We start from the raw sequence: 26,084 nt of genomic DNA on the forward strand, positions 1-26,084 counted from the left end.
GTGCCGGGCAAACCGGGAAAGAGTCACAGTTCACAGTAAGCTCGCCGTCGGCCAGACGAACGACATTCTATCATGGCGCAGTGCCACTACCCATGTTTCAGCGCTGCAGCACCGGCTCCAGCTCGTGGCCGCAGGCCAGGCAATGGCTCAGCCACTCGCCGAGGAAGAGGTTGAGCTGGCTCTTCTCGTCCGGCTGGTGCATGGCCTGGTTCGGATAAGGGTAGATGGCCAGCAGGCGGCGCGCCTGCTCGGCACCAACCACTTCGGCCATGCGCGCGTCATGGTAGACGCGCACTTCCAGGCGCGGCGCGGGCAGCCAGGGCAGGCCCAGCTCCTGGCGCACCTGCAGGGTGGTGGTGTAGGGGCAGGCCTCGATCACCTCCAGGGCCAGCACGCCGAGCAGGCGTTCGCCCTCGCTCAGCGCCACGCGGCGTTGCGACTGCACCTCGCGCATGTCCGGCAGCAACCGCATCAGGCGCAGGTAGTTGGCCTCGCAGGTGGCCTGCAGCCCGGCGAGGTCGACGCGGTAGCGCTCGCGCAGCAGGTTCACACCCATAGCCCACGGACCTCGGCACGGTTCAGCGCCAGCCATTGCAGGGCGAGCATGCTCGCGGCGTTGTTGACGCGCCCGTCGCGCACGGCCTGCAGGGCATCTTCCAGGGCCAGCACGTGGACGCGGATGTCCTCGCCCTCCTCCTCCAGGCCATGGATGCCCGAGGCCAGGCTGCTGTCGCAACGGCCGACGAACAGGTGCACCAGCTCGTTGCTGCCGCCGGGCGAGGGCAGGTACTGGCTGATCGGCCAGAGCGCGCCGAGGTTCAGGCCGGCCTCTTCGACGGCTTCGCGGCGGGCGACTTCCTCGGGTTCCTCGTCCTTGTCGATCAAGCCTGCGACCAACTCCAGCAGCCAGGGGTTGACCCCGGCCTCCATGGCGCCGACGCGGAACTGCTCGATCAGCACCACCTCGTCGCGGTGCGGGTCGTAGGGCAGCACGCAGACGGCATCGTGGCGGACGAACAGCTCGCGGCTGATCAGCGGCCCCATGTCGCCGGCGAACTGGCGATGACGCAGGTGCAGACGCTCGATGCGATAGAAGCCGCGGAAGCATTCCTCGCGCCGAGTGATCTCCACATCGTCAGGGCCCGCCTTGAAGATATCCGCCATCCCACACACTCGCTGATCGGTTGAACTTCGCGCCATCCTAGCGCGACGCCGTGCCCCGTGCAGCCTCTTTCCGCCACCGCCCGGCGGGGAGCCGCGCGACACTGCTACACTCGGCGGCGCGGCGAACCCGGCGCGGCTTCGCCGGTCCAAGCCGCGCGGCCGATCGCCGCCGGACACGCAAAGAAGGACTCCCATGCATTTTCTGAAAACCCTTGCCGCCGCGGGCCTGCTGCTGGCGCTCGGCGGCTGCCAGAGCCTCTTCGGCCCGGGCCTGGGCGACCCGCTGAGCGCCCGCCACACCACCTTCGAACACCTGCAGCCGGGCTGCCAGGGCGAGCAGTGCCCGCTGTTCAACCTGGACACCCTGGGCTTCGACGGCGAACCCGCGCTCGACGCCGCCATCGAGCAGCAGCTGCTCGAACTCACCCGGGAAACCCCGGACGACCCGCGCCCGGCCAGCCTCGCCGGCTACGAGCGGGATTTCCTGGCCAGCGCCAGGCCGGGCTGGAGCAGCTACCTGCAGGCGAAGATACGCGAGCAGCATGACGGCCTGGTGATCCTCGAACTGTCCAGCTACGTCTTCACCGGCGGCGAGTACGGCCGCCCGGGCCGCGCCTTCATCAACTACGACCGCCGCCTGCACAAGGTGCTGACGCTGCAGGACGTGCTGCTGCCCGGCCAGGAACAGGCGTTCTGGGACACCGCGCGCCTGGCCCACCAGGCCTGGGTGGTGCAGAACAAGCTGGTGGAGCAGGACGCGAACTTCCTCAGGGACTGGCCGTTCCAGAAGACCCCGCACTTCGCCCTGACCTTTGGCGCGCTGACGCTGAAGTACGACATCGACCGCATCGCCCCGCACTCGGTCGGGCACCCGGAGCTGAAGATTCCCTATCCGCGGCTCAATGGGATCGTGAAGCCCTACTATTTCCCGGGGCGTGGGGCGCAGTAGCCGGGCGCCCAATCGCGGACGGAGTCCGCTCCTACGGCCGTGCCTCCCTGGAACCGTAGGAGCGGGCCCTGCCCGCGAATCGCGCGCAGGGCGCGCTCCTACAGATGGGGCAACGGTGGTGGGGTAGACGCGAATGGCGTTCACCGGCATGAGCACGAAGCTCGGCGCCAACCTGTAGGGCGCATAACGCCTAGGGCGTTATCCGCCGCCGTCGTCGGGCACCGGTGCTCCGGCCAACGGCGGATAACCGCGAACGGTTATACGCCCTACGGGAAACGCCGTGCCTCATTGCAGACTGTAGGAGCGGACTCCGTCCGCGATCCGGCCGGCAGGCCGGTCAGCCCCTGGCGCCGAGACGCCCCAGCAGCAGTTGCAGCACCCCGGCCACCAGCAGCGCCGGCAGGGTGGCCCCCAGGTCCGGCGCGTAGTTGGCCAGCAGGTGGTAGGTGACCACGCCGCCGGCCCAGGCCAGCAGCGAGCCCCAGCGCAGGCCTGGGCGAACCTCGGCGGCGGCGCGGCGGCGCAGCAGGAAGTGGTCCACCAGCACCACGCCGAACAGCGGCGCGAACACCGAGCCGATCAGCAGCAGGAAATTCTGGTACTGCGCCAGCGGCGCGAACCAGGCGATCAGGGTGCAGAGCACGCCGATGATCAACGCCAGGTGCTCGACCTTCAGCGGCACCAGGATGCCGCTGGAGACCGCCGCCGAGTGGATGTCGGCGAAGGCCTTCTCCGACTCGTCGAGCAGGATCAGCAGCAACGGGATGCCCATGCCGGCGCCGGCCAGGGCCAGCAGCAGGGCGTTGGCGTCGCTGCCCTGGGCGAACGCCAGGGTGTAGGCCACGCCCAGGCCCATCAGCCAGAAGCAGCCGATGAAGAAGCCCAGGGCGGCGCCGCCGAAGACCTGCCCGGCGTGCTTGCCGAAGCGCGAGTAGTCGGCGATCAGCGGCAGCCAGGACAGCGGCATGGCGATGGCGATGTCGAAGCCCACCGCCAGCGGCAGCGAGCCGTCGCCGCCGCGGGCCCAGATGGCCGCGAGGTCCGCACGGCGCAGCAGGTCCCAGGTCAGCCAGACACAGGCCGCCAGCAGCAGCCAGATACCCCACTTGCGCAGCACGCGGCGAACGAAGGCCAGCGGCCCGCTGACCGCCAGCAGGGTGGCCAGGGCGCCGAACACCAGGGTCCACAGGGCTGGGCTAGTCCACAGGCTGCCCTCGCCGAAGGCACGCGCGGCCAGCAGGCTGGCGGCGTCGCGCATGACGATCACCTCGAAGGCGCCCCAGCCCACCAGCTGCAGCAGGTTGAGCACGGCCGGCAGCGCCGCGCCGTGGCCACCGAGGCTGAGCTTGAGCGAAGCCATGGCGGCCAGCCCGGTGTCGCTGCCGATCACCCCGGCGGCGGCCAGCAGCAGCACGCCGACCAGGGTGCCGAGGAAGATCGCCAGCAGCGAGCCGGCCAGGCCCAGGCCGGGCGCCAGCAGCGCGCCGGTCTGCAGCACCATCAGGCCGATGCCAAGGGAGAACCACAGGGAAAACAGGTCGCGCAGGCCGAGCACGCGCTGGGCGGCGCCAACGGCGATGGCCGGGGAATAATTGGTCGTAGGGAAACTGGTCACGATGGGCAAGGCTCAAGGGGAAAATTGGCTACAGGCGGCAGGCTACAGGCCACAGGCGGTGCCAGGCGAGCGCTTCGCTCCTGCCTGCAGCCTGCCGCCTGAAGCCTGCCGCCATTCTTCAGACCTGTTTGTAGATCACCGAACCTTCATCCTTGAAGCGCGCGGCCTGTTCCTGGAAGCCGGCCTCGATGGCCTTCTGCTCGTCGGTCAGGCCGTTCTCCTTGGCGTAGTCGCGGACTTCCTGGGTGATCTTCATGGAGCAGAACTTCGGCCCGCACATGGAGCAGAAGTGCGCGACCTTGGCCGAGTCCTTCGGCAGCGTCTCGTCGTGGAAGGCGCGCGCGGTGTCCGGGTCCAGACCGAGGTTGAACTGGTCTTCCCAGCGGAACTCGAAGCGCGCCTTGGACAGGGCGTTGTCGCGGATCTGCGCGCCCGGGTGACCTTTTGCGAGATCGGCAGCATGCGCGGCGATCTTGTAGGTGATGATGCCGGTCTTCACGTCGTCCTTGTTCGGCAGGCCCAGGTGCTCCTTGGGCGTCACGTAGCAGAGCATGGCGCAGCCGAACCAGCCGATCATCGCCGCGCCTATGCCCGAGGTGATGTGGTCGTAGCCGGGGGCGATGTCGGTGGTCAGCGGGCCGAGGGTGTAGAACGGCGCCTCGTCGCAGCATTCCAACTGCTTGTCCATGTTCTCCTTGATCAGGTGCATGGGCACGTGGCCGGGGCCTTCGATCAGCACCTGCACGTCGTGCTTCCAGGCGATGCGGGTCAGCTCGCCGAGGGTTTCCAGTTCGCCGAACTGGGCGGCGTCGTTGGCGTCGGCCACCGAGCCCGGGCGCAGGCCGTCGCCCAGCGAGAAGCTGACGTCGTAGGCCTTCATGATTTCGCAGATGTCTTCGAAGTGCGTATAGAGGAAGTTCTCCTGGTGGTGCGCCAGGCACCACTTGGCCATGATCGAGCCGCCGCGGGAGACGATGCCGGTGACGCGCTTGGCGGTCAGCGGCACGTAGCGCAGCAGCACGCCGGCGTGGATGGTGAAGTAGTCCACGCCCTGCTCGGCCTGTTCGATCAGGGTGTCGCGGAAGATTTCCCAGGTCAGGTCCTCGGCGATGCCATTGACCTTCTCCAGCGCCTGGTAGATGGGCACGGTGCCGATCGGCACCGGGCTGTTGCGCAGGATCCACTCGCGGGTCTCGTGGATGTGCTTGCCGGTGGACAGGTCCATCACGGTGTCGGCGCCCCAGCGGATGCCCCAGGTGAGCTTCTCCACCTCTTCCTCGATCGAGGAGCCCAGCGCGCTGTTGCCGATGTTGCCGTTGATCTTCACCAGGAAGTTGCGGCCGATGATCATCGGCTCGAGTTCCGTGTGGTTGATGTTCGCCGGGATGATGGCGCGGCCGCGGGCCACTTCGTCACGCACGAACTCGGCGGTGATCTCCTGCGGGATGCTGGCGCCGAAGCTCTGCCCCGGGTGCTGCGCGTCGAGCAGGCCAGCGGCACGGGCTTCCTGCAGCTTCATGTTCTCGCGGATGGCGATGTATCCCATCTCCGGGGTGATGATGCCCTGGCGCGCGTAGTGCATCTGCGTGACGTTGTGCCCGGCCTTGGCCCGGCGCGGGGTGCGCACGTGGGCGAAGCGCAGGGCGTCGAGGCTGGCGTCGGCCAGGCGCGCCTTGCCGAACTCGGAGGTCAGCCCGGGGAGGATCTCGGTGTCGCCGCGCTCGTCGATCCAGCGCGAACGCACGTCGGGCAGGCCCTTGCGCAGGTCGATGCGTACGGCCGGGTCGGTATAGGGGCCGGAAGTGTCGTAGACGTACACCGGCGGGTTCTTCTCGCCGCCGAAGGCGGTGGGCGTGTCGGCCAGGGAAATTTCCCGCACCGGTACGCGGATGTCCGGGCGCGAGCCGGTCAGGTAGACCTTGCGCGAGTTGGGGAAGGGCTGCGCCGATTGGCGGTCGAGCTGTTCAAGGCGGGTGACGTTGTTCTTCTGGGTGCTCATCCTGGCTCTCCTGGGTTGATTGTCGGGAGAACCTGGGTGACGCGGGGGCCGCAAGGCACTGCGGAGAAAAGGACGCGTCCGGGGAGGGCTGGGGCCGGCCGGAAAGGCACTGGGGACGCGGACTTCTTGTTCCCTACGCGGGTGCTAACCCGATCAGGTTCAACGGGATCCGGAACTATCCGATCTCAGCCCCTCGCAATGGGGCACCCCGACAAGAACGTCCGCAGTCTAAACAAGAGTTCGGCGCTTGGCCAATGCCGCCGGGCCGAAAGTATCCGAAGCGACTTCGCGGTCACACACCGGCAACTACACTCCTGCAACGAATTGCCCCAAGATGGCGCCTTGACCGCCAATCGGGGCGACCGTAGCCTTGCCCCACCCGCACACTTTCTAGGACGAACGAATGCTGCGCAGACTCTCCCTGGCTGTCGCCGTGGCCGCCTCCACAGGTTTCGTCTGGGCAGCCCAGCCCACGTCGAGCGTCGCTCCACTGCCGAGCAAGACCGACCTGATCAACGTCTACAAGGATGCCGTAGACAACAACGCCGACCTCGCCGCCGCCCAGGCCGACTACCTGGCGCGCAAGGAAGTCGTGCCCCAGGCCCGCTCCGGCCTGCTGCCGCAGATCAACGCCGGCGGCAGCCTGGGCAACACCCGCACCTCGCTGGACACGCCGGACGCCACCCTCAACCGCAGCAGCCAGCTGGTCCAGGCCAGCCTCAGCCAGCCGCTGTTCCGCGCCGACCGCTGGTTCCAGCTCAAGGCCGCGGAAAACATCAGCGAACAGGCCCAGCTGGAATTCTCCGCCACCCAGCAGCGGCTGATACTGCAGACCGCCGAGACCTACTTCGGCGTGCTCCGCGCCCAGGACAACCTGGCCGCCAGCAAGGCCGAGGAAGCGGCCTTCAAGCGCCAGCTCGACCAGTCCAACGAACGCTTCGACGTCGGCCTGTCGGACAAGACCGACGTGCTCGAATCCCAGGCCGGCTACGACACCTCGCGGGCCAACCGCATCGTCGCCGAGCAGGCCGTGGAAGATGCCTTCCAGGCCCTGGTGACGCTCACCAACCGCGACTACAGCGGCATCGAGGGCATCCTCCACTCGCTGCCGGTGGTGGTGCCCACGCCCAACGACGCCAAGGCCTGGGTGGACACCTCGGTGCAGCAGAACATCGCCCTGCAGGCCAGCAACTTCGCGGTCACCGCCGCCGAGGAAACGCTGCGCCAGCGCAAGGCCGGGCACCTGCCGACCGTGGACGCGGTGGTGCAGTACCAGAAGGGCGACAACGACGCCCTGGGCTTCACCAACAGCGGTACCGGCCCCACCTATGGCAAGTGGGTGGACCAGACCAGCGTCGGCGTGCAGCTGAACATCCCGATCTACAGCGGCGGCCTGACCAGCTCCCAGGTGCGCGAGTCGTACCAGCGCCTGAACCAGAGCGAGCAACTGCGCGAAAGCCAGCGCCGCCAGGTGGTGCAGGACGCGCGCAACCAGCACCGCGCGGTGAACACCGACGTGGAGACGGTGAAGGCGCGGCGCCAGGCGATCATCTCCAACCAGAGCTCGCTGGAAGCCACCGAGATCGGCTACCAGGTCGGCACCCGCAACATCGTCGACGTGCTCGACGCCCAGCGCCAGCTGTACAGCGCCGTGCGCGACTACAACAACGCGCGCTACGACTACATCCTCGACAACCTGCGCCTGAAGCAGACCGCCGGCACCCTCAGCCCGGCCGACCTGCAGGCCCTGGGCACCTACCTCAAGGCCGACTACAACCCGGACAAGGACTTCCTCCCGCCGGACCTGGCCAAGGCCGCCGAGCAGCAGCTGGAAAGCAGCAGCAAGGCGCGGACCCAGCAATGAACGACAAGCCCGGCGAAAGCCGGGCTTGTCGCTTAACCCGTAGGGCGCATAACGCCTACGGCGTTATCCGCCGTTTGACCGAAGTTGCGGACCGCTCGAGGTCGACCTTGGCGTGGACGACCAGCACGGTCAGGCGGCGTATAACCGCGAACGGTTATACGCCCTACGCAATAGCCGGAGGTTCCGGCGCGGATCGCGGATGAGATCCGCTCCTACACCGCCCCCCGTCATTTCCATGCAGGGGCGTAGGGCGGATAACGTTCGACGTTATCCGCCGTTTGACCGGGGTTGCGGACCGCTCGAGGTCGACCTTGGCGTGGACGACCGGCACGGTCAGGCGGCGTATAACCGCGAACGGTTATACGCCCTACGTCAGTTCCTGTAGTCCGGCGCGGTGCGCTCGAGCATGCGCAGCAGCGCCTCCCAGGCCAGGTCGTAGCCATCCGGGTCGCTCAGCTCGCCCTCGGCCTGCGGCCGCGCCGGTTCGTTGAACTGGCGCTCGGTGCGCCGGCACACCGCGTCCGGCGGGATCACCAGCTCGCCGCCGGCCTGGGCGGCGACCTGGATGTCGCAGGCCTTCTCCAGGTAGTACATGCGCAGGAACGCCTGCTTCACGCTCTCGCCCACGGTCAGCAGGCCGTGGTTGCGCAGGATCATCCCCAGGTGGTCGCCGAGGTCGCGCACCAGGCGCCGCTGCTCGTCGAAGGACAGGGCGATGCCTTCGTAGTCGTGGTAGCCCAGGCGCCCGTAGAACTCCATCGACATCTGGTTCAGCGGCAACAGCCCCCCGGCCTGGGAGGCCACCGCGCAGCCGGCGCGGGTGTGGGTGTGCAGCACGCACCGGGCATCCTCGCGGGCGGCGTGGATGGCGCTGTGGATGACGAAGCCGGCCGGGTTGACCTTGTAGCGCGTCGGCTCCACCGGATTGCCGTCCAGGTCGATCTTCACCAGGCTGGAGGCGGTGATCTCGTCGAACATCAGCCCATAGGGATTGATCAGGAAATGATGCTGCGGCCCGGGCAGGCGCAGGGAGATGTGGGTGAAGATCAGGTCGCTCATGCGGAAATGGGCGATCAGCCGATAGCAGGCGGCCAACTCCTCGCGCAGCCCCCACTCCTCGGCGGAGCAAGTTTCACGGGAGGGCATCGGGATGGTCATGCCGGGGTTCCTCTTGTTGTTCGGGCTACAGGCTACAGGCTACAGGCTACAGGCTACAGGCTACAGGGAAGAGCATGTGCGGGGCTCTTCGTAGGAGCGAGCTTGCTCGCGAACCGGGCGGGCACGGTGCCGGGTTTGGTTCGCGAGCAAGCTCGCTCCTACAGGGGGGACCGGCTCTTCGCTCTTGCCTGCAGCTTGTAGCTTGTAGCTTGCAGCCGCTCCTGACCTATTGCGCCGCCCAAGCGTTGAAGCGCTCCTCCAGCTCCTCGCCATGGTCAGCCCAGAACTCGTCGTCCATGGCCAGGCCCACCTTGATGTTCGCCGGCGCGGTCGGTACCCAGCGCGCCAGGTCCTGCGGCAGGCGTTCGGCGGCCTGCTTGTTGGTGGGGCCGTAGGGGATGTTGTGCACGTAGTCCACCTGGGCGTCGGCCTGGTTGGCGAAGGCGATGAAGCGCTTGGCCAGGTCGACGTGCTGCGAGCCCTTGATGATCGCCCAGTAGTCCATGCCGTACAGCGCGCCCGGCCAGACCAGGTCGAGGTTGCGCCCGCTCTTGTGGGCATCGGCGATGCGCCCGGTGTAGCTGGTGGTCATCACCACGTCGCCGGCGGCGAGCCACTGCGGCGGCTGGGCGCCGGCCTCCCACCACTGGATCGACGGCTTGATCTGGTCGAGCTTGGCGAAGGCGCGGTCGACGCCCGCCTTGGTGGAGAGCACCTTGTACACGTCCGCCGGCGCGACGCCGTCGGCCATCAGGGCGAACTCCAGGTTGTACACCGCGCGCTTGCGCATTCCGCGCTTGCCGGGGAATTTCTGCAGGTCCCAGAAATCCTGCCAGCCACTGGGCGCGGTCTTCAGCTTGTCGGCGTCGTAGGCGATGGCCACGCCCCAGACCAGCGCAGCCGAGCCGCACTCCTTGGCGGCGTTGGGCACCAGTTGGTCGGCGCCGCCCAGTTGCTTCCAGTCCAGCGGCACGAACATGCCCAGGTCGCAGTTGCGCGCCAGGTCCGGGCCCTCGATCTGCACCACGTCCCAGTCGGCGTGGCCGGTGTCGGTCATCACCTTGATGCGCGCCATCTCGCCGTTGTACTCGGCCTGGGTCAGGCGCGCCCCGCTGGCCTTGGCGAAGGGCTGGAAGAAGGCCAGGTCCTGGGCCTTCTGCCCGGCACCGCCATAGCCGACCACGACCATGGAATCCTGCGCCTGGGCGCTGCCGAGACCGAGTCCCAGGAGCAGCAGCAGGGGTTGCAAAGCGTTCTTGCGCGAAATCATCGAGCGGACCCTCTGTGAATGCGAACCGTGGCCACCGCGGTGGCACGGCGGAGGTGGGTTGGGCGTACCGGAACAACTCGCGGATGGCAGCTGGCAGTCAGAGGCGAAGGGGCGCTGCGGCGTGGGGCAGCCGGCGCGGGAAGACACCGTGGAGCACGGTTCATGCGCATCTCCTCTTGTAGTTGTTGTGGAGTACGTCGCTGGGCACACCCCGTCGGCGACGGGGCATGGACACGAAACTACCCAGTCATTTTTAAAAAAACAAGTTGATTTTTTACTGAAGGTAAATTTCCATGGCGTTACTTGGATAACAACAAAACCTCGCTCCAGGAGTCCACGCCGTGCCCGACGTCATCCACTTCCAGCAGTCCGCCCTGCAGTTCCAGCCCTACGCCGGCCAGCCGCCGGAGCGCGCGGCCATCTGCCGCCTGATCGGCCCGGCCGACAGCCAGACCATGGGCGCCGGCCTGGCCCGCTTCGACGGCTGTTCCATCGAATGGACGGTGCTCTACGACGAACTGATCGTGGTGCTGGAAGGCCACTTCCGCCTGCGCCTGGGCGAGCGCGTCATCGAGGCCGCGCCGGGCGACGTGATCTGGGTGCCCGAGCGCACGCCCCTGGCCTACGAAGGCGAGAAGGCCTGCGTGTTCTACGCCCTCTACCCGGTCGACTGGCAGGCCCGCAACGCCTGACCTCCCGCAGAACGACAAGAAAGGACGAAGTCCGTGACGAATGCCTTCCCGCACCTGTTCAGCCCGCTGGAAATCCGTGGCAAGCGCCTGAAGAACCGCATCATGTCCACCGGGCACGACACCTCGATGCCCACCGACAACCTGGTCAACGACCAACTGGTGGCCTACCACCAGGCCCGCGCCAAGGGTGGCGTGGGGCTGATCGTGATGCAGGTGGCGGGGGTGCACGACAGCGCCCGCTACACCTCCCATGTGCTGATGGCCACCGACGACGAATGCATCCCCGGCTACCGCCGCGTCGCCGAGGCCTGCCACGCCGAGGGCACCGTGGTGCTGTCGCAGATCTTCCACCCCGGGCGCGAGATCATGGAGTCCAGCGACGGCCTGCTGGCGGTGGCCTACTCCGCCTCGGCCTCGCCCAACGAGCGCTTCCGGGTGATGCCGCGCGAGCTGGACCAGCGCATGATCGACGAGATAGTCGCCGGCTACGCCGCCGCCGCGCGGCGCCTGCACCAGGCCGGGCTGGACGGCGTGGAAGTGGTGGCCAGCCACGGCTACCTGCCGGCGCAATTCCTCAACCCACGGGTGAACCAGCGCAAGGACGGCTACAACGGCGACCTCGACGCGCGCCTGCGCTTCACCCGCGAAGTGGTCGCCGCCGTGCGCGCAGCCACCGCCGAGGACTTCATCGTTGGCCTGCGCATCTCCGCCGACGAACGCGACCCCGAGGGCCTCACCGAGGACGAATCGCTGCAGGCCGTGCGGGCGCTGCAGGGCGAACTGGACTACGTGCACATAGTCGCCGGCACCTCCGCCTCCCTCGGCGGCGCCATCCACATCGTCCCGCCGATGGCCATCGAGGCCGCCTACCTGGCCAGCAACGCCGCGACCTTCAAGGCGCGCCTGGACATCCCGCTGTTCGTCACCGGGCGCATCAACCAGCCGCAGGAAGCCGAGCTGATCATCGCCCGCGGCCAGGCCGACGTGTGCGGCATGACCCGCGCGCTGATCTGCGACCCGCAGATGCCGAGCAAGACCGAAACCGGCCACGTCGAAGACGTGCGCGCCTGCATCGCCTGCAACCAGGCGTGCATCGGCCACTTCCACCGCGGCTACCCGATCTCCTGCATCCAGCACCCGGAAACCGGCCGCGAGCTGCAGTACGGGCGCATCGAACCGGCCGTGCAGCGCAAGCGCGTGCTGGTGGCCGGCGGTGGCCCGGCGGGCATGAAGGCCGCGGCGGTGGCGGCCCAGCGCGGCCATGAGGTGATCCTCTGCGAAGCCGGCGCGCAGCTCGGCGGCCAGGTCAACCTGGCGCAACTGCTGCCGCGCCGCGCCGAGTTCGGCGGCGCCTCCACCAACCTGCAGCGCGAGATGCAACTGGCCGGCGTGGAAGTGCGCCGCAACACCCGCGTCGACCGCGCCCTGGTGGAAGCCGAGAAACCCGACCTGGTGATAGTCGCCACCGGCGCCAGGCCCTACTGGCCGCCGTTCGAGCGCGGCGGCGAACTGCAGGTGGTGGACGCCTGGCAGGTGCTGCGCGGCGAAGTGCAGGTCGGCCGCTCGGTGCTGGTCACCGACTGGCGCTGCGACTGGATCGCCCCCGGCATCGCCGAGCAACTGGTACGCGCCGGCCACCAGGTGCGCCTGGCGGTGAACGGCACACACGCCGGCGAGAACCTGCCGCTGTACGTGCGCGACCACCTGGCCGGCGAGCTGCACCGCCTGGGCATCGAGATCACCCCCTACGCGCGGCTGTACGGCTGCGACGACAGCAGCGTCTACCTGCAGCACAGCGCCAGCGGCGAACCGATGATCTTCGAAGACATCGACACCCTCGTGCTGTGCCAGGGCCACCAGCCGGTGGACGACCTCGCCGCGGAACTGGAAGGCCTGGTGGAATTCCGCCGCATCGGCGACTGCCTGGCGCCGCGCACAGCCGAAGAAGCCATCTACGAAGGCCTCAAGGCAGCCTGGGCGATATAGGGGCGGCGGCAGGCGACAGGCTGCAGGCTTCAGGCAAAAGCAAGAGCCGCTTCAGCCTGCCGCCTGAAGCCTGTAGCCTGTAGCCGTTTTTCTCCAGGACCTTTGCCGCATGAGCCCGAAAGCCCCGCAGGAAGCCCCCGCCAGCCCCGAAGCGCAATTCCTCGGCACGCGCATCCGCGGCCTGCGCAAGCGGCGCGGCATGACACTGGCCGAGCTGGCCGAGCAGAGCAAGCTCACCGCCGGCTACATCAGCCAGCTGGAGCGCAACCTGGCCTACCCGTCGATCCCGGCACTGTTCAACATCGCCCGCAGCCTGGGGGTGACCATCCAGTGGTTCTTCGCCAGCGAAGTGCAGGCCGACCCGGCCGACGCCGGCTATGTGGTGCGGCGCAACGCCCGCACCAGCGTGCACTACGAGGACGGCATCGTCGACGAACTGCTCAGCCCGCAGCCCAGCCGCCAGCTGGAGATCCTCCACTCGCGCTTCCCGCCGGGCACCTACAGCCAGCAGAGCTACAGCCACGACGGCGAGGAAGCCGGCTACCTGCTCAGCGGCACCTTCGAGCTGTGGGTGGGCGAGCGCCACTTCCAGCTGAACGAAGGCGACAGCTTCAGCTACTCCAGCCAGGAGCCACACCGCTACGGCAACCCGGGAGACGTGGATGCGGTGGTGCTCTGGGTGATCACGCCGCCGACGTTCTGACACGGCGCCTTTCTGCAGGAGCGAGCTTGCTCGCGAACGGAGTTTCCCGGTCATGGCGGTGCATGAGGTCACCACCGTCCCCTCTCCCCAGCCCTCTCCCTGAAGGGAGAGGGGGCTAGTCCGTGCCGAGAGACGTGATGGTTTCAGCTGGAAACCTTCGGTGTTGCCGGCTAACTCCAGAACACCCAGCTCTGCCCAACGGTCCCCTCTCCCTTCAGGGAGAGGGTTAGGGAGAGGGAGCGGAGTCCAGCCAAAGCACCGAAGTCACCGGCGAACTCCATTCGCGAGCAAGCTCGCTCCTACGAAAACCCTACCCCAACAACCGCGCCAGCCCATCGAGCAACCGCTGCAAAGCCCCCTGGTTCGCCCGCAACACCCCCAGCCCTCTCCCTGAAGGGAGAGGGAGCCGTCCGTGCCGGCTGCAAGCCCCGTGTCGGCCGGATACGCCAGAGTTTCCGGCTGACTCCGCAATACCCGTTTCTGCCGAACAGTCCCCTCTCCCTTCAGGGAGAGGGTTAGGGAGAGGGAGCGGAGTCAGACCAAGGCACCGAAGCCACAGGCCAGCACCGTTCGCGAGCAAGCTCGCTCCTACGAAAACCCTACCCCAACAACCGCGCCAGCCCATCGAGCAACCGCTGCAAAGCCCCCTGGTTCGCCCGCAACACCCCCAACCCGGCGTCGGCCATGCGCTGCGCCACCGCTGGCTCATCCCACAGTTGCCCCACCGCCACCGCCAGGGTCGGCGCATCCAGCACTTCGCGCAGGGCGCCGACCTCGCGCAGTTGCGCGGCTATCTCGAGGAAGTTGAACAGCTGTGGTCCGGCCAGCACCGGCTTGCCCAGGGCCGCCGGCTCCAGCAGGTTGTGGCCGCCGTTGGGCACCAGGCTGCCGCCGACGAAGGCGACGTCGGCCAGGGCGTAGAGGAACAGCAGCTCGCCCATGGTGTCGCCGAGCAGCACCTGGGTGGCTGCCTGCACCGGCTCACCGCTGGAACGCCGCAGCGTGGCGAAGCCCTCGCGGCGGCACAGCTCGAACATGCCGTCGAAACGCTCCGGGTGGCGCGGCACCAGGATCAGCAGGGCATCCGGATGCGTCCCCAGCAGCTTGCGGTGGGCGGCGAGGACGATCTCGTCCTCCCCCGCGTGGGTGCTGGCGGCGATCCATACCGGCCGGCCCTCGGTCTGCCAGTCGTGGCGCAGGGCCGCGGCGCGGGCGAGCAGTGCGGGGTCGATGCTCAGGTCGAACTTGATCGAGCCGGTCACGCTCACGCACTCCGGGCGCGCGCCCAGGCGGCGGAAGCGCTCGGCCTCGGCCTCGGTCTGCACCGCCAGCCAGCTCATCTCGCCGAGCATCGGCCGCGTCAGCCCCTCGAAGCGCGCATAGCCGCGCGCCGAGCGCTCGGACAGGCGGGCGTTGGCCAGCGCCACCGGGATGCCGCGGCGGGCGCACTGGTGGATATGGTTGGGCCACAGCTCGGTTTCCATGATCACCGCCAGGCGCGGCTTCACCCGTTCCAGGAAGCGCGACGCGGCCCAGGGCAGATCGTAGGGCAGGTAGCAGTGCTGCACGCTGTCGCCGAACAGCGCGCGGATGCGCTCGGAGCCGGTCGGCGTCATGCAGGTGACGGTGATCGGCAGTTGTGGATAACGCTGCTGCAGGGCACGGATCATCGGCGCCGCGGCGATGCTCTCGCCCACCGACACGGCGTGCACCCAGATGCCGCCCGGCTGCATCTTCGGCAGGCCGAAGGAAAAGCGCTCGCCGATACGCCGGGCGTAGGCCGGCGCCTTGCGCGAACGCAGGAACAGGCGCAGCGCGACCAGCGGCAGGCCCAGGTGGAACAGCAGGGTATAGAGGGTCCGGTTCATGGCGGCGGAGAGTAGCAAATAACACCCGGACGTTCGCGCGGGGCTTACCGTAGGAGCGGATTTATCCGCGATCGATGGCGCGGGGGCGAGCCATCGCGGACGGAGTCCGCTCCTACAGTCGTGCGTCCTATTCCTTCAGGTGCTCGGCGAAGCATCTGCCCAGCCATTGCGCCGCCGGGCCCAGGGGCTCGTCGCGGCGGCAGACCAGCTCCACCACCAGCGGCGGTGGCGTCCAGTCGCTGGCCAGTTCCACCAGCAGCGGCTGGTAGGCCGGGTACTGCGCCACGTGGCGCGGCAACCAGGCCCAGCCGAGGTCGCGCATCAGCAGCTCGGCCATGGCGTAGAAGCTGTCGGCGCGCCACACCAGGGGGCTGATCTGCTCGCCGCCGGGGTAATGGCTGTCCTGCGGGGCCATCAGCAGCTGGCGGTGCCGAGCCAGCTCGCGTCGGTCGGCGTAGTCCAGGCGGGCCAGGGCGTGGCCGGCGCCGCACACCGTGACCATCTCGATGGTGCCCAGGCGCTGGCGCTCCAGGGCTTCGGGCATGCCCTCGTGGTGGAACAGCAGGCCGAGGTCGGCGCGGCGCTCCAGCAGCTTGCGCGCCACGTCGCCCTGGGCGCCGCTGGCCAGTTGCACTTCCAGGGTCGGGAAGGCCCGGGCCAGCGCCTGCAGGCTGGAAAGCACCGGCTGGTAGGGCATGGCCTCGTCCTGGGCCAGGCGCAGGCGCGCTTCCTCGCCGCGCACCAGGGCGGCGGCGCGGCTTTCCAGGCGCTCGCACTGGCGCAGCACCTCGCGGGCCTCGTCGAGCAGCGCCCTGCCCTCCTCGGTCAGCACCGGCTGGCGGCCGCTGCTGCGGTCGAACAGGCTCACGCCCAGGTCGCTCTCCAGCAGCGCGATGGACGAGCTCACCGCCGACTGCACGCGCTTGAGCTGGCGCGCCGCCGCCGAGAAGGAGGATTGATCGGCGACGCTGACGAAAAGTCGTAACTGGTCCAGGTTCCACTGCATGACTCATCTCCTTTGCAGATAGGTAATGACTTTATCCCATCGCCAGGAACACTAGAATGTCGCTATTCGCAATATCGGCCGCCCGCCCGGCCGCTCCTGGGGAGGACTGAACATGCCCGGCTATCTCTATCTCGCCATCGCCATCGTCGCCGAAGTCATCGCCACCGCTTCGCTGAAGTCGGTGAAAGGCCTGTCCACGCCCCTGCCCCTGCTGCTGGTGATCGTCGGCTACGCCATCTCCTTCTGGATGCTCACCCTGGTGGTGCGCAGCATCCCGGTGGGCATCGCCTACGCCATCTGGGCCGGCCTGGGCATCGTGCTGGTCAGCGTCGCCGCGCTGGTGCTCTACCAGCAGAAGCTCGATGGCCCGGCCGTGCTGGGCATGGGCCTGATCGTCAGCGGCGTGGTGGTGATCCAGCTGTTCTCGCGCAGCGTCGGCCACTGAGCCACGGCCCCCTCGGTTATACTGCGCGCTTCGTTTCACGCGAGGCGCGCCCTTCCATGACCCAACCCCTGAGCACCGACATCCTCGTCGTCGGCGGCGGCATCGCCGGCCTCTGGCTGAATGCCCGCCTGCGTCGCGCCGGCTTCTCCAGCGTGCTGCTGGAGAACACCGCGCTCGGCGGCGTGCAGAGCATGCGCTCGCAGGGGATCATCCACGGCGGCACCAAGTACGCCCTGCACGGCGCGCTGACCGGCGCCTCGGAAGCCATCGCCGACATGCCCTCGCTGTGGCGCCAGTGCCTGGCCGGCGACGGCGAGCTGGACCTGCGCGGCGTGCGCGTGCTCTCCGACGCCCACTACCTGTGGTCGCCGGGCGGCCTGGCCGGCAACCTCACCAGCTTCTTCGCCAGCAAGGCGGTGCGCAGCCGCGTGGCCCAGGTGAAGGGCGACGAGCTGCCGCCGGCGCTGCAGGACAAGGCCTTCAAGGGCAAGGCCTACCGCCTCTCGGAACTGGTGCTGGACGTGCCCAGCCTCATCGCCCACCTGGCGGTGCTGGCCGGGGACAGCCTGCTGGCCGGCGAACGCATCGAGCCACTGCGCGAAGGCGACGAGTTGGTCGGCCTGCGCGTCGACGGCCGCGACATCCGCGCCCAGCGCGTGGTGTTCGCCGCCGGCGCCGGCAACGAGGCGCTGCTGCGCGAACTCGGCCTGGACCAGCCGGCCATGCAGCGCCGCCCGCTGCACATGGTGCTGGTCAAGGCGCCGACGCTGAAGCCGCTGTACGCCCACTGCGTGGGCGGCGGGCCCAAGCCGCGGGTCACCGTGACCACCCACCCGGCCGCCGACGGCCAGTGGGTCTGGTACCTCGGCGGCGACATCGCCGAAGCCGAAGGCGTGGCCCGCAGCGAAGCCGAGCAGATCGCCGAGGCCCAGCGCGAACTGCGCAAGCTGCTGCCCTGGGTCGACCTGTCGGCCGCGCGCTGGGCCACCCTGCGGGTGGACCGCGCCGAACCGGCGCAGTCCGGCCTGCTGCGCCCGGACTGCGCCTTCCTCGCCGACCAGGGCCGCCTGCTGGTGGGCTGGCCGACCAAGCTGGCGCTGGCGCCGAACTTCGCCGACCGCGTCTTCGAGGCCCTGGACCGCGACGGCATCCGCCCCGCCGCCGGCGCTGCGCTGCCGGAGCTGCCACGCCCGCCCATGGCCCGCCCGGTGTGGGAGGAACTGCTGCCATGAGCGGCCTGCACGCGCTGCGCCGCCCGCTGGGCAGCACCGGCCTGAACGTCTCGCCGCTGGGCCTGGGCACCGTCAAGCTGGGCCGCGACCAGGGGGTGAAGTACCCCAATGGCTTCCGCATCCCCGACGACCGCGAGGCCGCCGACCTGCTGGCGCTGGCCCGCGGACTGGGCATCAACCTGCTCGACACCGCGCCGGCCTATGGCCGCAGCGAGGAGCGCCTCGGCCCGCTGCTGCGCGGCCAGCGCCAGGACTGGGTGATCGTCAGCAAGACCGGCGAGGAGTTCGACGGCGGCCAGTCGCGCTTCGACTTCAGCGCCGCCCACACCCGCCTGTCGGTGGAGCGCAGCCTGCGCCGCCTGGAGACCGACTACATCGACCTGGTGCTGGTGCACTCCGACGGCAACGACCTGCACGTCCTGCAGCACACCGAGGTCTACGAAACCCTCGAGCGGCTCAAGCAGGAAGGCCTGATCCGCGGCTTCGGCTTCTCCGGCAAGACCGTCGACGGCGGCCTGCTGGCGCTGCAGCGCGGCGACTGCGCCATGGTCACCTACAACCTCGGCGAACAGGCCGAGAAAGCTGTGATCGATCACGCCCTGGCGCACCACCGCGGCATCCTGGTGAAGAAGGCCCTGGCCAGTGGCCACGCCTGCCTGGCCGAAGGCCAGGACCCGGTGCGCGCCAGCTTCGAGCTGGTGTTCGGCCACCCCGGCGTGGGCGCGGCCATCGTCGGCACCATCAACCCGCAGCACCTGCGGCACAACGTCGCGCTGGCGGCCGAAGTCCTCGGCGGCTGAGGGCTGCCAGCCGGGTACGGTGCCGCCATGACCGTTGATCGGCAGTCATCCAAGGTTGACACAAAGGGCGCATTCCTGTGCCATGCTCAGACTCCGCGGTGAAAAACCGCGGCACGCAAAATTGCCGCCAAAAGCTCGCTGACAGGAAAAACAGCCGAAAACCAAGACCCTTTCAGGGTTAACCTCGAAATAATCGAGGGTTTTCGAAGTTCGCCGTCAACGCCGTAGCCACTGGCAACCCGGAACGATCGGCCAGGCCGCCCACCCCGCGGGCGGCCCGACGCGCCCTGTACGACGAGGACCGCCCATGCCCCGTACGCTCGCCCGCAAGGACCCGACCGCCTTCAAGACCTTGCCGTTGCTGGTCGAGGCCAACCCCGACAGCCTGGTCTACCAGGGCCTCGGCCTGCCGCTGAATTTCTCCCAGGTCCTGGGGCGCCGCCGCCCGGTACAGGTGGCCGATGCCCGGCACTTCACCGCCGAGCTCGCCAACCTGGGCGTGTCGGTGCGCCTGACGCTCAACTGGCAGGGCCGCGACTACTGGGTGCTGGTGCGCCAGCAGCGCGCCGACCGCGGCGACACCGTGCTCAAGCTGATTTCCGGCTACGTGCCATCCCACGAGCTGAACCTGCCGCTGCTCACCGCCATCCAGGAAGTGGCCGAGGAATGCCTGGTGGAAACCGCCGACGGCTGGCTGGGCGGGCGCTTCGGCGACACCTGGCTGCCGACGCCCTACCAGGACACCCTGCGCTACCGCGAGGCCAGCCACTTCTCGCTGACGCCGCTGTCCGGCGCCGCACGGCCGGTGCAGGCCGGCGCCCTGCGCCTGCTGGAGCGCCCGCAGGCCTACGTGCACCTGCCCACTGCCTCGCTGCAACTGGTCTACGACATGCGCATGGAGCTACCCAGGGACGTGCGCGACGTCAGCCTGTTCCACGTCGACGAGCGCCTGGAAAGCGGCCCGCTGGTGGCCCGCCTGGACCGCCGACGGCCGGACCTCTACCTGCTGCCGCTGGAGCACGGCCAGCCCACCGGCTCGCTCTTCACCCTGCGCAAGGGCGAACTGGTGAAAGCCGCGACCCGCGGCCTGTGGCTCTCGGAAAGCTTCGCCGAGCAGGACGGCTGGCTGGTGCGCGACGAGCGCATCCGCTTCCGCGACTGGCTCGACAGCCTGCCGCCGGCCAACGGCAATTCCGGCAAGGGCCGGCGCACGGCCTGAAGGCCCCCCTGTAGGAGCGGGCCCTGCCCGCGATTCGCGCGTAGGGCGCGCTCCTACATCGGAATGGCGCGGGTGGGATGGCGTAGTAGCGGATCTCATCCGCGAATCGCGCCGAAACCTCCGGCTATCGCGGACAAGGTCCGCTCCTACGCCTTCCGGCAAACACAACACCCCGTAGGATGGGTTGAGCGAAGCGATACCCATCGCCACGACCGCATGGGTTTCGCAAGCTCAACCCATCCTACGAAGAGCATTACGCCTGCGTACGTCCCCAACCTGCAGGAGCAGGCCCTGCCTGCGAATCGCGCGCAGGGCGCGCTCCTACATGTGAACGGCTGCTCCGGTCACTTCAACTGGCTGGAACTCTTGCCCAACAGGCGCCGCGCCACGATCAGCAGTTGGATCTGCTGGGTGCCCTCGAAGATGTCGAGGATCTTCGAGTCCCGCGCCCATTTCTCCAGCAGTTCGTCCTCGCCGTAGCCCAGGGCTCCGGCCAGTTCCACGCACTTCAGGGTGACCTCGTTGGCCACCCGCCCGGCCTTGGCCTTGGCGATGGAGGCCTCCCTGGAGTTGGGCTGGCGGTTGTCGGCCATCCATGCGGCTTTCAGCGTCAGCAGGCGTGCGGCCTCCCATTCCGCCTCCAGGCGGTACAGGGTCGCCTCGGCGTGGGACACGCTCAGCAGCGGCCTGGCGTAGTCGAAGCGGCAGCCGGCCTTCTTCAGCAGTTCGCGGGCGCGGTCCAGCGAGGCCTTGGCCACGCCGACCGCCATGGCCGCCACCAGCGGTCGGGTGTTGTCGAAGGTCTCCATGACGCCGGCGAAGCCCTTCTGCACGTCGATCTCGGCGTTGCCCAGCAGGTTGGCCGCCGGCACCCGGCAGTCGCTGAAGCTGATGGAGGCGGTGTCCGAGGCCTTGATCCCGAGCTTCTTCTCCAGGCGAGTGACGGTCATGCCCGGGGTGCCCTTCTCCACCACGAAGGACTTGATGGCCGCGCGGCCCAGGCCGCGGTCCAGGGTGGCCCAGACCACCACCGCGTCGGCGCGGGCGCCGGAGGTGACGAAGATCTTCTCGCCATTGAGCACGTAGTGGTCGCCGTCGCGGGTGGCCGTGGCGCGGATGGCCGCCGAGTCCGAGCCGCAGCCCGGCTCGGTGATGGCCATGGCCGCCCAGGTGCCGCCGAAGCGCTTGAGCTGCTCGTCGTTGGCCACCGCGGCGATGGCGGCGTTGCCCAGGCCCTGGCGCGGCATGGCCAGCAGCAGGCCGACGTCGCCCCAGCACATTTCCATCACGCCCAGGCAGGCGGAGAGGTTGCCGCCGTTCTTCACGCCCTCCTCCGCCGCCGCGCCCTTGCGCTTGCTGGCCGAGGTGGCGCCCACGGCGTCCGGCGAGCCGGCGTTCATGCCGTCCAGCAGCGCGGCCAGCAGGTCCAGCTCCTTGGGGTAGGCGTGCTCGGCCTTGTCGTACTTGCGCGAGATCGGCCGCAGGTAGTTTTCCGCCACCTGGTGCGCCTGGTTGACCAGGCCACGGAATTTCTTCGGGGTTTCCAGGTACATGCAGGCGCTCCTCAGAGGTGCAGGCCGCCGGCCATCACGGCCAGGGCGCGCAGGTCGCGGTACCAGCGCTCGGCTGGGTGTTCCTTGGTGAAGCCGTGGCCGCCGAGCAACTGCACGGCGTCGGTGCCGATCTTCATGGCCTTCTCGGCACAGAGCAGGCGGGCGAGGTAGGCCTCGCGGTGGAACGGCTGGCCACGCTCGGCCAGGGCGCAGGCGCGCCAGGTCATCAGGCGCATGGCGTCCAGTTCGATGGCGATGTCGGCGACCATGAAGGCCACGCCCTGGCGGTGGCTGATGGGCTCGCCGAAGGCCTCGCGCTCGTTGCAGTAGCCGATCACGTAGTCCAGCGCCGCCTGCGCGGTGCCCAGGGCCAGGGCGCACCAGGCCAGGCCGCTGAGGTCGAGAAAAGCCTGGTAGTCGAATTTCTCCGCGGCCAGGCGGCGGCCGGCGTCGACCTTCACGCCCTTCAGGCGGATGCGTGCGGTGCCGGCGGCCTTCAGGCCCATGGCCGGCTCGGGGCGGCGCTCCACGCCCTTGGCGGCGGCGTCGACCAGGAACAGCGCCGGGCCGTCGGCGGTCTGCGCGGCGACCAGCAACTGGCTGGCATCCAGCCCGCGTACCACCAGGCACTTCTCGCCGGACAGCAGGTAATGGCGGCCGCGTTTGCGTGCCTGGGTCTTCAGTTGCGCGGGGTCGGCCAGCAACTGCGGCTCGCCCACGGCGAGGCCGATCAGCGGCGGCCCGTCCTCGCCGACGAACGCCGGCAGCCACTGCGCCTGCTGCTGCGGGCTGGCCCAGCGGCGGATGCAGTTGGCCGCCGACAGCGGCACCAGCAGCGCCGCGGCCAGGCTCAGGTCGCCACGGGCCAGGGCCTCGGCGATCAGCGCGTTGGTCAGCACGGTGCGTTCGCCAGCCATGCCGCCGTGCACTTCGCTCACGCCGTAGTAGGCCAGGCCCAGTTCCAGGGCCTGGTTGAGCAGTTCGGCGGGCACCCCGGCGTCGGCGTCGGCATCGTGGGCGGCCGGGCGCAGCACCTCGGCAGCGAAGCCTTCGAGCATGTCCACCAGCATCTGCTGTTCGTCGGACAGCGTCAGGTCGAAGAGCTCGTCCGGGTCGACCTTGCGCGGCGTCTTGGTTTGCTTGGCGGCACGCTGGCTGGCCATGCGGAAGCCGGTGCGGCTACCGGTGTAGAGCAGCTTCTCGAAGGGTTTGCGCAGCTTCAGGCGGTCCGGCCAGTCGGCCTGGGCCACCCGGTTGAGCACGGCCAGGGCGCGGCCCTGCACGTCGGTGGTCATGGCATCTCGCTCCACGGGGGGATGGGATGCCGGGGATCATGCGCCGTGAGACGGCGGGGGGACCATGACCGCTTTGCCGGGAACGCATGGCAGAGGGGTCAGTGGAAACGTAGGGCGTACAACCGTTCGCGGTTGTACGCCGTTACGCCCGGCCACATCGGCGGCTTCGAGGTCGAGCCCGGAGCGCCCTGGAGTCCGTATGGGATTCGGCCGGAGCTTCCGAGTCTGACGCGACGGGTGAGGGGCGCTTCGAGTTTGGCAGCGAGCAGAGGTTCAGCCAAGGTCAGGCGGCGTATAACCGCGAACGGTTATACGCCCTACGTCCAGGGGATATCGACGTTAGCGCTTCTGGCGGATTTTTTCGACGATGGCGGTGGTGGAGCTGTTCGGCACCAGGCCGAGGACGCGCACTTCGCCGCCGTAGGCGCTGACGATGTCGGCGCCGACCACCTGGTCGACGGAGTAGTCGCCGCCCTTGACCAGCACGTCCGGGCGCACCTGGGCGAGCAGGCGTTCGGGGGTGTCCTCGCTGAAGCTCACCACCCAGTCCACCGCGCCGAGGCCGGCGAGCACCGCCATGCGCCGGTCGACACTGTTGATCGGCCGGCCCGGGCCTTTCAGGCGGCCCACCGAGGCGTCGTCGTTGACCGCCACGATCAGCCGGTCGCCCTGGGCGCGGGCCTGTTCCAGGTAGCTGACGTGGCCGGCGTGGAGGATGTCGAAGCAGCCGTTGGTGAAGACGATCTTCTCGCCGTGGGCGCGGGCGTCCTCGATGGCCAGCAGCAGTTGCTCCAGGCCCAGCACGCCGCGCTCGGAGCCCTGCTCGCGCTGCACCGCGCGGCGCAGTTCGGGAGCGCTGATGGCGGCGGTGCCGAGCTTGCCGACCACGATGCCGGCGGCCAGGTTGGCCAGGGCCACGGCCTGGGGCAGGTCCTCGCCGGCGGCCAGGGCGCCGGCCAGGGTGGAAATCACGGTGTCGCCGGCGCCGGTGACGTCGAACACTTCGCGGGCGCGGGCCGGCAGGTGCAGCGCCGGGTGGCCGGGGCGCAGCAGGGTCATGCCGTGCTCGCCGCGGGTCACCAGCAGCGCGCCCAGCTCCAGGTCGCCGAGCAGCTTCAGGCCCTTGGCCACCAGCTCGTTCTCGTCCTGGCAGCGGCCGACGATGGCCTCGAACTCGGAGAGGTTCGGGGTGATCAGGCTGGCGCCGCGGTAGATGGAGAAGTCCTTGCCCTTGGGGTCGGCCAGCACCGGGATGTTGCGCTTGCGCGCAGCCTGGATCAGCGCCTGGTGGTTCTTCAGCGCGCCCTTGCCGTAGTCCGACAGCACCAGCACGCGGACCTGGTCCAGCAGCGCCTCGGTCTCGCGGGCCAGGGCCTGGGCGTCGGTCCTGAAGGGTTCCTCGAAGTCCACCCGCAACAACTGTTGATGCCGGCTCATGACGCGCAGCTTGACGATGGTCGGCTGCCCGGCGATGCGCTGGAAGCGGGTGGTCACGCCCACCGCGCCAAGACTGTCGGCCAGGCTGGCGGCGGCCTCGTCCTCGCCGGTGACGCCGACCAGGAAGGCCGGGGCGCCCAGGGCGGCCAGGTTCAGCGCGACGTTGGCCGCGCCGCCGGGGCGGTCCTCATGCTGCTCGACCCGCACCACCGGCACCGGCGCCTCGGGCGAGATGCGCGAGGTCGCGCCGTGCCAGTAGCGGTCGAGCATCACGTCGCCGACCACCAGCACAGGGGCCTGATCGAAACGGGGCATGGTCAGTTTCATGGGAACTCCGCAGGTCGAAATCGCCGCGGATAATACCATAGCCGCTCGCCCGGCCTCGCGCCGGGCACCGGTCGTTCAGCGCAGCGGGCGCACCCAGAACAGCTCGTGGCGGCGCACCGCCTTGCGGAAGAATTCGTCCTCGCCGCTGGCCGGCCAGCAGCGCCCGGCCAGGGCCCGCTGGATCAGCCGGCGCAGGCGCTTCTTGGCCGGCAGCGGGACCGTCAGGTCGTGCTGCATGGCCAGGGCCTGGGCCTTGTCGATGCGCGTGGCGGCGTCCAGCGCCGGGCTCCACAGGGCGTCGGCCGGCAGCGCTTCGATGCACGGCGGCAGGGCCACGCCGCCTTCGGCCGGGCCCATGGGCCAGCGGTCGTTGTCGTGCAGGTGGTTGGCATAGAGCAGCAGGGTCTGCGGCTTCCAGGCGCTGAGCTGGATGGCCTCCTGCAGCGCCCGCGTGGCGTGCACGTGGTCGGCGTGGGGGTCCAGCTGCGGGTGCGGGGTGACCAGCACCTCGGGGCGGAAGTGCTCCAGCAGCGCCACCAGGTCCGCCACCAGGTTGTTCCAGCTGGGCACGCCGTCGGCGTCGGCCGGCAGCTGCAGCGGGTTGTGCCGGCGCAGGTCGCGGATGTCGCTCTCGCCGGACTCCCGCGAACCGAAGCCCTTGTCCGGTTCGCCGCACATCGCCGGCAGTTGCAGGCAGTAGTAGCCCAGTTGCACGCAGCGGCTGGCCGGCACCCCGCCCCACAGCGGCACGGCCAGGCTGTCCCAGGTGCGCAGGCGGCCCTTCAGGCGCGCCGCGGCGGCCTGGTCCAGGCCCAGGCGCTGGTAGTACCCGGCCTCGATCTCGCCCTGGGTCAGGGTGACGATGCTCACCTCCTCGGCGCGGCTGTACAGGCCGAAGGCGGCCAGCTCGGCGTCGTCGGCGTGGGGCGCGATGACCATCAGCCGACGCTCGGCGTAGTCCGGGTTGTGGAAGGCGTGCAGGGTGCCCTGGCTGTCGAGGCGGCAGTGGCGGCCGCGGATGCGCAGGTGCCCACCACGCAGGGCCGCGCCCTGGCCGGACAGGTTGAGGTAGCGCACGCCGTTCACGCCGCGCTCAAAGTCCTGGCGGTCGATGCCCTCGTTGCCCTCGATCAGCACCTGCGGGTCGAGCCAGCGGCCCAGCCAGTTGGCCCTGACGCGGATCTGCAGGAGCAGCGTCTCGTAGTCCCCGGGCAGCGCATCGGTAGCGACGTGCAGGCCGTGGGGGCCGAGGGACGCCGGCAGGCTCAGCTGGCCTTCCGGGAAGTCGTAGCGGTAGTCGTCGCGCGGCGAGTAGAACAGGTGGTCGGCGAACCAGGCCTCGTGGGCCACCCAGCCCAGCAGCACGGCCAGGGGCACGCTCCACCAGGGGGCGAACACGCCGAGGGCGACCAGCGCCAACAGCGCGACGAGCAGCACCAGGCGCTTCTTGCGGCGGTGTTCCTTGAGCAGTTGCTGCTTGCGGGCGCTCATGGGGTTCTCCG

The 26,084-nt window shown here is 69.2% G+C and carries 21 protein-coding genes and 1 riboswitch; of the genes, 9 read left to right on the forward strand and 12 right to left on the reverse strand.

All coding sequences use genetic code 11. The features are described from left to right. Positions 1–97 precede the first annotated feature (97 nt). Positions 98–556 carry a DUF1249 domain-containing protein gene (locus VV867_RS07690; RefSeq protein ID WP_009613530.1) on the reverse strand — a complete coding sequence of 153 codons (459 nt, stop codon included), beginning with the start codon at positions 554–556 and terminating at the stop codon, positions 98–100. Continuing rightward, the gene (locus tag VV867_RS07695) at positions 547–1,164 is read right to left on the reverse strand and encodes an NUDIX domain-containing protein (RefSeq protein WP_089389967.1); all 618 of its coding nucleotides are present in this window, start codon (positions 1,162–1,164) and stop codon (positions 547–549) included. Before VV867_RS07695 ends, VV867_RS07690 begins: the two co-directional genes overlap by 10 nt. A 193-nt stretch (positions 1,165–1,357) precedes the next feature. Between VV867_RS07695 and VV867_RS07700 the strand changes: the two genes are divergently transcribed. Further along, the gene (locus VV867_RS07700; RefSeq protein WP_328566035.1) at positions 1,358–2,113 is read left to right on the forward strand and encodes an RsiV family protein; all 756 of its coding nucleotides are present in this window, start codon (positions 1,358–1,360) and stop codon (positions 2,111–2,113) included. A gap of 337 nt (positions 2,114–2,450) precedes the next feature. Here the strand turns inward: VV867_RS07700 and cytX are convergent, their stop codons facing one another. Together cytX and thiC are read right to left on the reverse strand one after the other, a co-directional pair. Further along, positions 2,451–3,728, reverse strand: a complete 1,278-nt coding sequence (gene cytX, locus VV867_RS07705; protein WP_328566036.1) for a putative hydroxymethylpyrimidine transporter CytX — start codon at positions 3,726–3,728, stop codon at positions 2,451–2,453. A 118-nt stretch (positions 3,729–3,846) separates the two neighbouring features. Continuing rightward, entirely contained in the window at positions 3,847–5,727 is a 1,881-nt protein-coding gene (gene thiC / locus VV867_RS07710) for a phosphomethylpyrimidine synthase ThiC (protein WP_328566037.1), read from the reverse strand. Positions 5,728–5,840: 113 nt separating this feature from the next. Further along, a riboswitch (TPP riboswitch) is annotated at positions 5,841–5,948 on the reverse strand. A 182-nt stretch (positions 5,949–6,130) separates the two neighbouring features. Here thiC and VV867_RS07715 point away from each other — a divergent pair. Further along, positions 6,131–7,591, forward strand: coding sequence for a TolC family outer membrane protein (locus VV867_RS07715; RefSeq protein ID WP_109931897.1), 1,461 nt, complete (start codon positions 6,131–6,133; stop codon positions 7,589–7,591). A 372-nt stretch (positions 7,592–7,963) separates the two neighbouring features. Here VV867_RS07715 and VV867_RS07720 read toward each other — a convergent pair whose 3' ends face one another. Both VV867_RS07720 and VV867_RS07725 read right to left on the reverse strand, forming a co-directional pair. Then, complete coding sequence (locus VV867_RS07720) at positions 7,964–8,749, reverse strand: class II aldolase/adducin family protein (RefSeq protein WP_328566038.1); 786 nt, start codon at positions 8,747–8,749, stop codon at positions 7,964–7,966. A gap of 226 nt (positions 8,750–8,975) precedes the next feature. After that, the gene (locus tag VV867_RS07725) at positions 8,976–10,019 is read right to left on the reverse strand and encodes an ABC transporter substrate-binding protein (RefSeq protein ID WP_089389960.1); all 1,044 of its coding nucleotides are present in this window, start codon (positions 10,017–10,019) and stop codon (positions 8,976–8,978) included. A 341-nt stretch (positions 10,020–10,360) separates the two neighbouring features. On the opposite strand from VV867_RS07725, the gene VV867_RS07730 reads away from it, so the two are divergent. The 3 genes from VV867_RS07730 to VV867_RS07740 all read left to right on the forward strand — a co-directional run bounded on the left by VV867_RS07730 (position 10,361) and on the right by VV867_RS07740 (position 13,400). After that, on the forward strand, positions 10,361–10,711 hold the full coding sequence (locus VV867_RS07730; RefSeq protein ID WP_089389959.1) for a cupin domain-containing protein: 351 nt from the start codon (positions 10,361–10,363) through the stop codon (positions 10,709–10,711). A 33-nt stretch (positions 10,712–10,744) separates the two neighbouring features. Further along, complete coding sequence (locus tag VV867_RS07735) at positions 10,745–12,697, forward strand: oxidoreductase (protein WP_328566039.1); 1,953 nt, start codon at positions 10,745–10,747, stop codon at positions 12,695–12,697. A gap of 109 nt (positions 12,698–12,806) precedes the next feature. After that, positions 12,807–13,400 (forward strand): helix-turn-helix domain-containing protein, encoded by a 594-nt coding sequence (locus VV867_RS07740; RefSeq protein ID WP_109931889.1) that lies wholly within the window; start codon positions 12,807–12,809, stop codon positions 13,398–13,400. Between the two features lie 599 nt (positions 13,401–13,999). Here VV867_RS07740 and waaA read toward each other — a convergent pair. Together waaA and VV867_RS07750 are read right to left on the reverse strand one after the other, a co-directional pair. Beyond that, on the reverse strand, positions 14,000–15,268 hold the full coding sequence (gene waaA / locus VV867_RS07745) for a lipid IV(A) 3-deoxy-D-manno-octulosonic acid transferase (protein WP_328566040.1): 1,269 nt from the start codon (positions 15,266–15,268) through the stop codon (positions 14,000–14,002). A 127-nt stretch (positions 15,269–15,395) separates the two neighbouring features. Then, positions 15,396–16,274 (reverse strand): LysR family transcriptional regulator, encoded by an 879-nt coding sequence (locus tag VV867_RS07750; protein ID WP_328566041.1) that lies wholly within the window; start codon positions 16,272–16,274, stop codon positions 15,396–15,398. Between the two features lie 112 nt (positions 16,275–16,386). Between VV867_RS07750 and VV867_RS07755 the strand changes: the two genes are divergently transcribed. From VV867_RS07755 to VV867_RS07770, 4 genes are all read left to right on the forward strand, one after another. After that, positions 16,387–16,719, forward strand: coding sequence for a DMT family transporter (locus tag VV867_RS07755; protein WP_109935185.1), 333 nt, complete (start codon positions 16,387–16,389; stop codon positions 16,717–16,719). A gap of 56 nt (positions 16,720–16,775) precedes the next feature. After that, a complete protein-coding gene (locus tag VV867_RS07760; RefSeq protein ID WP_328566042.1) occupies positions 16,776–17,951 on the forward strand; it encodes an NAD(P)/FAD-dependent oxidoreductase in 1,176 nt (391 codons plus the stop codon). Then, the gene (locus VV867_RS07765; RefSeq protein WP_328566043.1) at positions 17,948–18,751 is read left to right on the forward strand and encodes an aldo/keto reductase; all 804 of its coding nucleotides are present in this window, start codon (positions 17,948–17,950) and stop codon (positions 18,749–18,751) included. Before VV867_RS07760 ends, VV867_RS07765 begins: the two co-directional genes overlap by 4 nt. Before the next feature lie 307 nt (positions 18,752–19,058). Then, positions 19,059–19,970: a metal ABC transporter ATPase gene (locus VV867_RS07770; protein ID WP_328566044.1), complete on the forward strand. Its 912-nt coding sequence runs from the start codon at positions 19,059–19,061 to the stop codon at positions 19,968–19,970. 344 nt (positions 19,971–20,314) lie between these two features. Here the strand turns inward: VV867_RS07770 and VV867_RS07775 are convergent, their stop codons facing one another. From VV867_RS07775 to VV867_RS07790, 4 genes are all read right to left on the reverse strand, one after another. After that, positions 20,315–21,523 (reverse strand): acyl-CoA dehydrogenase family protein, encoded by a 1,209-nt coding sequence (locus VV867_RS07775; RefSeq protein ID WP_328566045.1) that lies wholly within the window; start codon positions 21,521–21,523, stop codon positions 20,315–20,317. An 11-nt stretch (positions 21,524–21,534) separates the two neighbouring features. Further along, on the reverse strand, positions 21,535–22,818 hold the full coding sequence (locus tag VV867_RS07780; RefSeq protein WP_328566046.1) for an acyl-CoA dehydrogenase family protein: 1,284 nt from the start codon (positions 22,816–22,818) through the stop codon (positions 21,535–21,537). 339 nt (positions 22,819–23,157) lie between these two features. After that, entirely contained in the window at positions 23,158–24,582 is a 1,425-nt protein-coding gene (gene hldE / locus VV867_RS07785; protein ID WP_109935191.1) for a bifunctional D-glycero-beta-D-manno-heptose-7-phosphate kinase/D-glycero-beta-D-manno-heptose 1-phosphate adenylyltransferase HldE, read from the reverse strand. 75 nt (positions 24,583–24,657) lie between these two features. After that, positions 24,658–26,073: a PIG-L deacetylase family protein gene (locus VV867_RS07790; RefSeq protein ID WP_109935192.1), complete on the reverse strand. Its 1,416-nt coding sequence runs from the start codon at positions 26,071–26,073 to the stop codon at positions 24,658–24,660. Positions 26,074–26,084 lie beyond the last annotated feature (11 nt).

The organism is Pseudomonas sp. JH-2, assembly GCF_036231725.1.
Taxonomy (GTDB): Bacteria; Pseudomonadota; Gammaproteobacteria; order Pseudomonadales; family Pseudomonadaceae; genus Pseudomonas; species Pseudomonas delhiensis.